Genomic DNA, 4,976 nt, shown 5'->3' with positions numbered 1-4,976 from the left:
CGGAGGCTACCGTCCATGACTACATTATTTTTGTGATCAGGCAGGGACAGAACGCTTCCTGCCAGTCAGGCCCCGGCATCAAGTGCCGGTACGGTCTTTCGAATTCAGGAGGATGGCGCGGCGCGCGCGTGCAGACTCGCGTTGAACGCGGGCGCACGCAGAAATTCGGGAGGAGACAGGCTGGAGAAGAACACCGCCGCGCGGTCGGCGCAGGCAGCGGGAAAGTGGGCTGAATCACTGGCGACATCCGTCGCACCGTTCATTGCATCGTCGATTGCAAACCGCGTGACCAATTGAAACCTCGACTTCCATTTGAGGGTCAACGACGAGGAACAACCTGCGCGGGGATGACAGCGCCAGGGTGGTCCCGATCGGCTGCGACTGCCGGGTCTGTGGACACACGGCAATCTTCTGGCGCCGGGTTTGTGACCCGAAGCGCCGGCGGATAATAACCACGTTTTTCGTCAGGGAGGCAAACAAAATGTAGGAATTCTGAGAAATAAATATCAGACGTTTCCTACCCGATTGTGACGATGGCAAAGAGACAGGGATGTCAAAAATGCTCGTACACTGCCCCGCCGTTTCTTTCCCGCAACGGGCATCGAAAATCCGCGCAGAGTCTTGACCAGCCAGCGAAAAATCACCGCTCGACGAGCTGCAATCACTGGGCGCTAACAAGTGCTAACAACGCATAACTGGCAGTCATTCGGCCGTGAAGGCAGGCTTGAATCTCACCGCTGAACGCCAGGCCACCTGCGAATCTTTTCGCTCGCCTCGCTCAGTCGAACGATGGTTATGCGAGGGATTCGACCATGGCTGAAGGTTATCGCGACAATTGCCTGTGCGAGGCCGACCGCCTCGGCAACGACGAACTGTATGCCTTGGTCGCGGGTGCCGTCAGGCATGGCCGAGGTGAGGCACAACAGCTGTTCGCGACGGTGACCCCGCTGCTCGTCGCCTTTTACGAAGGTCAGGTGCAGGCCGGGCGGATCCGTCGCGAAGACACCGGCAGCCTCGTTCAGCAAGCCTTCAGGGCGCTCTATCAGGATTCGGCCGCCCATGACCCAAGCTTTCCGTTTCGGGCCTGGCTGATCGAGATCGCCCGCTCGACCCTGCTCGACAACCTGGGCCGTCGCGGCGCCAACGCCCTGGCCACGACCGACGCACTGGCGGGTGCGCCTGTACGTGAATGTCATGAACCCACACGGGCAACATGAACCGCCCTTCTCGCTGTGAAATGCTCTTCAGGGAATGCCCATGATCGATATCGAAAAAACCCTCTACTCTGCGCACACCTGCACCACAGGAGGCCGCGAGGGCACAGGACGCAGTCACGATGGCCGACTGGATCTCAAGCTTTCACCACCGGGCGCGCCCGGCACCGGAACCAACCCCGAGCAATTGTTCGCCGTGTGCTGGTCAGCCTGTTTCCTCGGTTCGCTGCGCCATGCCTGCAACGCGCGCAAGATCGGCTTTCCTGCACAAGCCATGGTTGATGCGCAAGTCGATCTGGCTCATGGGGAGCAAGGGTTCTTCCTGCAGGCCCAACTGGCGGTGTCGCTGCCGGATATCGACCCGCAAGTGGCGCAACAACTGATCGACGCGGCGCACCAGAACTGCCCCTACTCCAAGGCCACGCGCAACAACATCAAGGTCAGCATCACCCTCGCCTGATCCGTCTTTTGCAGACACCAAAACGCAATCCATTCCAACCACACCTTGGTGCTATCCGGCGACACCATGGTGCAATAGATCGCACCCCGGGCTTTTGATGTGATGGGAGGAAACCGACAAAAGCCAGGAGTTGCGCATGAACAAGCTGACGACTGCCGCGGGCGCGCCCGTGGTTGATAACAACAACGTACAGACCGCCGGCCCGAGGGGCCCGATGCTGTTGCAGGACGTATGGTTGCTGGAAAAACTGGCGCACTTCGATCGGGAAGTCATCCCCGAGCGGCGCATGCACGCCAAGGGTTCGGGCGCGTTCGGCACCTTCACCGTCACCCACGACATCAGCCGTTTCACCAAGGCCAGGCTGTTTTCCAGCGTGGGCAAGACCACCGATGTGTTCGTCCGCTTCTCGACCGTGGCCGGTGAGCGTGGCGCGGCGGATGCCGAGCGCGATATCCGTGGATTCGCCATCAAGTTCTATACCGAGCAAGGCAACTGGGACCTGGTGGGCAACAACACGCCGGTGTTCTTTCTGCGCGATCCGCTGAAATTTCCCGACCTCAACCATGCGGTCAAACGCGACCCGCGCACCAACATGCGCAGTGCCCGCAACAACTGGGATTTCTGGACGTTGCTGCCGGAAGCGCTGCATCAGGTCACGATCGTCATGAGCGACCGCGGACTGCCGCGCACCTACCGCCACATGCACGGTTTCGGCAGCCACACCTTCAGTTTCATCAGCCCGGCGAACGAGCGTTTCTGGGTGAAGTTCACCTGGAAGACTCAACAAGGCATCGAGAACCTGACCGATCAACAAGCCGCGACAGTGATCGGCGATGACCGCGAAAGTGCCCAGCGCGACCTGTACAACGCCATCGAGGAAGGGCACTTCCCGCAATGGAAGCTCTACGTGCAAGTGATGCCGGAACTGGACGCCGAGACCTACCCGATCAACCCGTTCGACCTGACCAAAGTCTGGCCCCACGCGGATTACCCGCTGATCGAAGTCGGCGTGCTGGAACTCAACCGCAACTCCGACAACTACTTCGCCGACGTCGAGCAGGCTGCCTTCAACCCGGCCAATGTGGTGCCCGGCATCAGCTTCTCACCGGACAAAATGCTCCAGGCGCGTTTGTTTTCCTATGGCGATGCCCAGCGCTATCGCGTCGGCGTCAATCATCATCAGATCCCGGTGAATGCCCCGCGCTGCCCGGTCAACAGCTATCACCGCGACGGCCAGATGCGCACCGACTCAAACGCGGGCAGCACCCTCGGTTACGAGCCCAACAGCTACGGCGAATGGGCCGAGCAACCGGACTTCAGCGAGCCGCCGCTGGCCCTCAAAGGCAGCGCCGGGCACTGGAATCACCGGGAGGACAACGATTACTTCTCGCAACCGGGTGCACTGTTCCGGGCCATGTCCCCCGCCCAGCAAAAGGTCTTGTTCGAGAACACCGCGCGCTCGATCCATGGCGCCAGTGCCCAGACCCGCCAGCGGCACATCGATAACTGCACCCGCGCCGATCCGGTCTACGGTGCAGGCGTTGCGCAGGCGATTGAGCAGTTGGGCTGATTGAAAGGAATGAGCCTCGCGTGATCGTTCAAGCGTGGCTCATTCGTGCCCACGCCGCGCCACGATTTCACCCCTTTATTTCACCCTTGCGAATGGCAATCTTGATGGCCTGGGCGGTGGTTGCCACGCCCAGATGCCGACGGGCCGAACGCAGGTGATTTTCCACCGTGCGCCCGGACAGACCGAGGGTGGCAGCGATGTCGGCCTGCCGGCGACCGGCAGCGACCCACGCCAGCACTTCGCGCTCGCGGGTCGAGAGTTTTCCGGCCGTCTCGTCCAGCGGCGCTTCGAGCAAGCGTCGTGCAGAGTAAAACGCCACGGTGGCTAGCATGCCCAACGCCAGACGGACCCGCGCCGACGCATCGATCTGCTCGCCACCCAGGCTCATGGCGCCTTCAAGCCCCTGCGGGCCGAAGACTGGAATCTGCAAGCCATGCACGCCCGGGCCGCTTGGCACGCGAACCACCCGATACAGTTCGCCGCTCTGCTCCTGCACCTTGCTCCAGAAGAACGATTCGCGGGTGTCCAGCAGGTGGCGGGTCACGGGGCACCGCTGAACGTAGGTCTGGGCGTCGACAGCGATGCCGTCGCCAAACCAGTCGCCTTCCACCCAGTAAATGCGCTCGACCACGTCCTCCGACGCCGAGGTGGCGGAGAACAGAACGAATCGATCGTAGCCATAGGCCCCGGCGAAACTGCGCACAGCCTTTTGGATCGCCACCAGCGTCGGCGCCGCCTCGATATCGAGGGCGGCGCGCAAGAGTGCTTCGGCAGGTGCGGGGCTCACCCCGACGTGACCTCTTTCAGGAGCGCGGCCGCTGCCAGTTTGCCCAGCGCATTGCCCGCGAGCGGACTGTCACCGGTCAGCAACTTGCGATCCTGAAGCGTGGCCCCGGAAATGCCCTGGTTGGTGATTTCCACACCGAGCGCCTGCAACTGCTCGCCGAACTTCCAGGTCAGGTGGCCGGGCATGTAACCGATGTCAGGGGTTGTCGCGTCCAGCGCATCGGGAAACGCGCAGATCCGGTAGCCATTGAAGATGCATGAATCTTTTGTTTCACCGAGGCCGGCCGCCAGCAGCGCCGCCGGTCCGTGGCACAGGGTGATGACGAATTTGTCCTTGGCGACGGCCCATTGCAGGACCTTCTTCACGTTCTCGCTTTCCGGCAGGCCGATCAACGCACCGTGGCCGCCGGGAATGAACACACCGATGTAGTCCGAGTCCTCGCCCAGCGCTTCTTCGATCACCTGCGAGAGCTTGAGTGGGCGCTTGAACTGATCGCGGTATTGCTCATAGAAGCCTTTCACTTCGGCGTCTTCCGAGGGCATGGCCCAGAATTCGAACTTGACCGGATTGCCCGACAGCGTCGCGACGTCGAAGCCAAAACCGGCCTTGTCGAGGTGATACATCGGCAGCAAGGTTTCAACCGGGTGATTGCCCGTGGAGAACATGGTGCCGTTGTCGGTCAACAGATAGCGCTCGTCCGCGCCGATCATCAGGACCTTCCAGCGCCCGCCCTTGTAGCGATTGGGGTACTCGGCACCACCGAGATCGGATTTGGGCGAAGTGAACTGGCTGAGGGAATACGGCGAGGGGAAAAACGCGTTGTCCTCCGCCGGATCGGGGGTCGGGCGCTTGTCGTCAGTCTGCGTGGTAGCCATGGTGCTCTCCATCGAATGGGTCGATTGCCGAGACCCATGCTAGTAACGCGACCGTGTTCCGGCAATGAGG

General features: G+C 61.5%; 6 protein-coding genes. 3 read left to right on the top strand and 3 right to left on the bottom strand.

Features of this window, described 5'->3' with window-relative positions:
• Positions 1 to 104: 104 nt before the first annotated feature.
• Positions 105 to 323 carry a hypothetical protein gene (locus IHQ43_RS12245; RefSeq protein ID WP_192564560.1) on the bottom strand — a complete coding sequence of 73 codons (219 nt, stop codon included), beginning with the start codon at positions 321 to 323 and terminating at the stop codon, positions 105 to 107.
• Positions 324 to 812: 489 nt separating this feature from the next.
• On the opposite strand from IHQ43_RS12245, the gene IHQ43_RS12240 reads away from it, so the two are divergent.
• From IHQ43_RS12240 to IHQ43_RS12230, 3 genes are all read left to right on the top strand, one after another.
• A complete protein-coding gene (locus IHQ43_RS12240) occupies positions 813 to 1,217 on the top strand; it encodes a hypothetical protein (protein WP_192564559.1) in 405 nt (134 codons plus the stop codon).
• Between the two features lie 40 nt (positions 1,218 to 1,257).
• Entirely contained in the window at positions 1,258 to 1,674 is a 417-nt protein-coding gene (locus IHQ43_RS12235) for an organic hydroperoxide resistance protein (protein ID WP_192564558.1), read from the top strand.
• A 136-nt stretch (positions 1,675 to 1,810) separates the two neighbouring features.
• Complete coding sequence (locus IHQ43_RS12230) at positions 1,811 to 3,244, top strand: catalase (protein WP_192564557.1); 1,434 nt, start codon at positions 1,811 to 1,813, stop codon at positions 3,242 to 3,244.
• Positions 3,245 to 3,311: 67 nt separating this feature from the next.
• On the opposite strand, the gene IHQ43_RS12225 is transcribed toward IHQ43_RS12230, so the two are convergent.
• The gene (locus IHQ43_RS12225) at positions 3,312 to 4,031 is read right to left on the bottom strand and encodes a PA1136 family autoinducer-binding transcriptional regulator (RefSeq protein WP_192564556.1); all 720 of its coding nucleotides are present in this window, start codon (positions 4,029 to 4,031) and stop codon (positions 3,312 to 3,314) included.
• A complete protein-coding gene (hchA, locus tag IHQ43_RS12220) occupies positions 4,028 to 4,906 on the bottom strand; it encodes a glyoxalase III HchA (protein ID WP_192564555.1) in 879 nt (292 codons plus the stop codon). The genes IHQ43_RS12225 and hchA overlap by 4 nt, the downstream gene beginning before the upstream one ends.
• Positions 4,907 to 4,976: the final 70 nt, after the last annotated feature.

The sequence above is a fragment of the Pseudomonas gozinkensis genome, assembly GCF_014863585.1.
In the GTDB taxonomy this organism is placed as follows: Bacteria; Pseudomonadota; Gammaproteobacteria; order Pseudomonadales; family Pseudomonadaceae; genus Aquipseudomonas; species Aquipseudomonas gozinkensis.
Note: the sequence above shows the minus strand (reverse complement) of the source record. Positions and strands in the feature narration are given on the sequence as shown.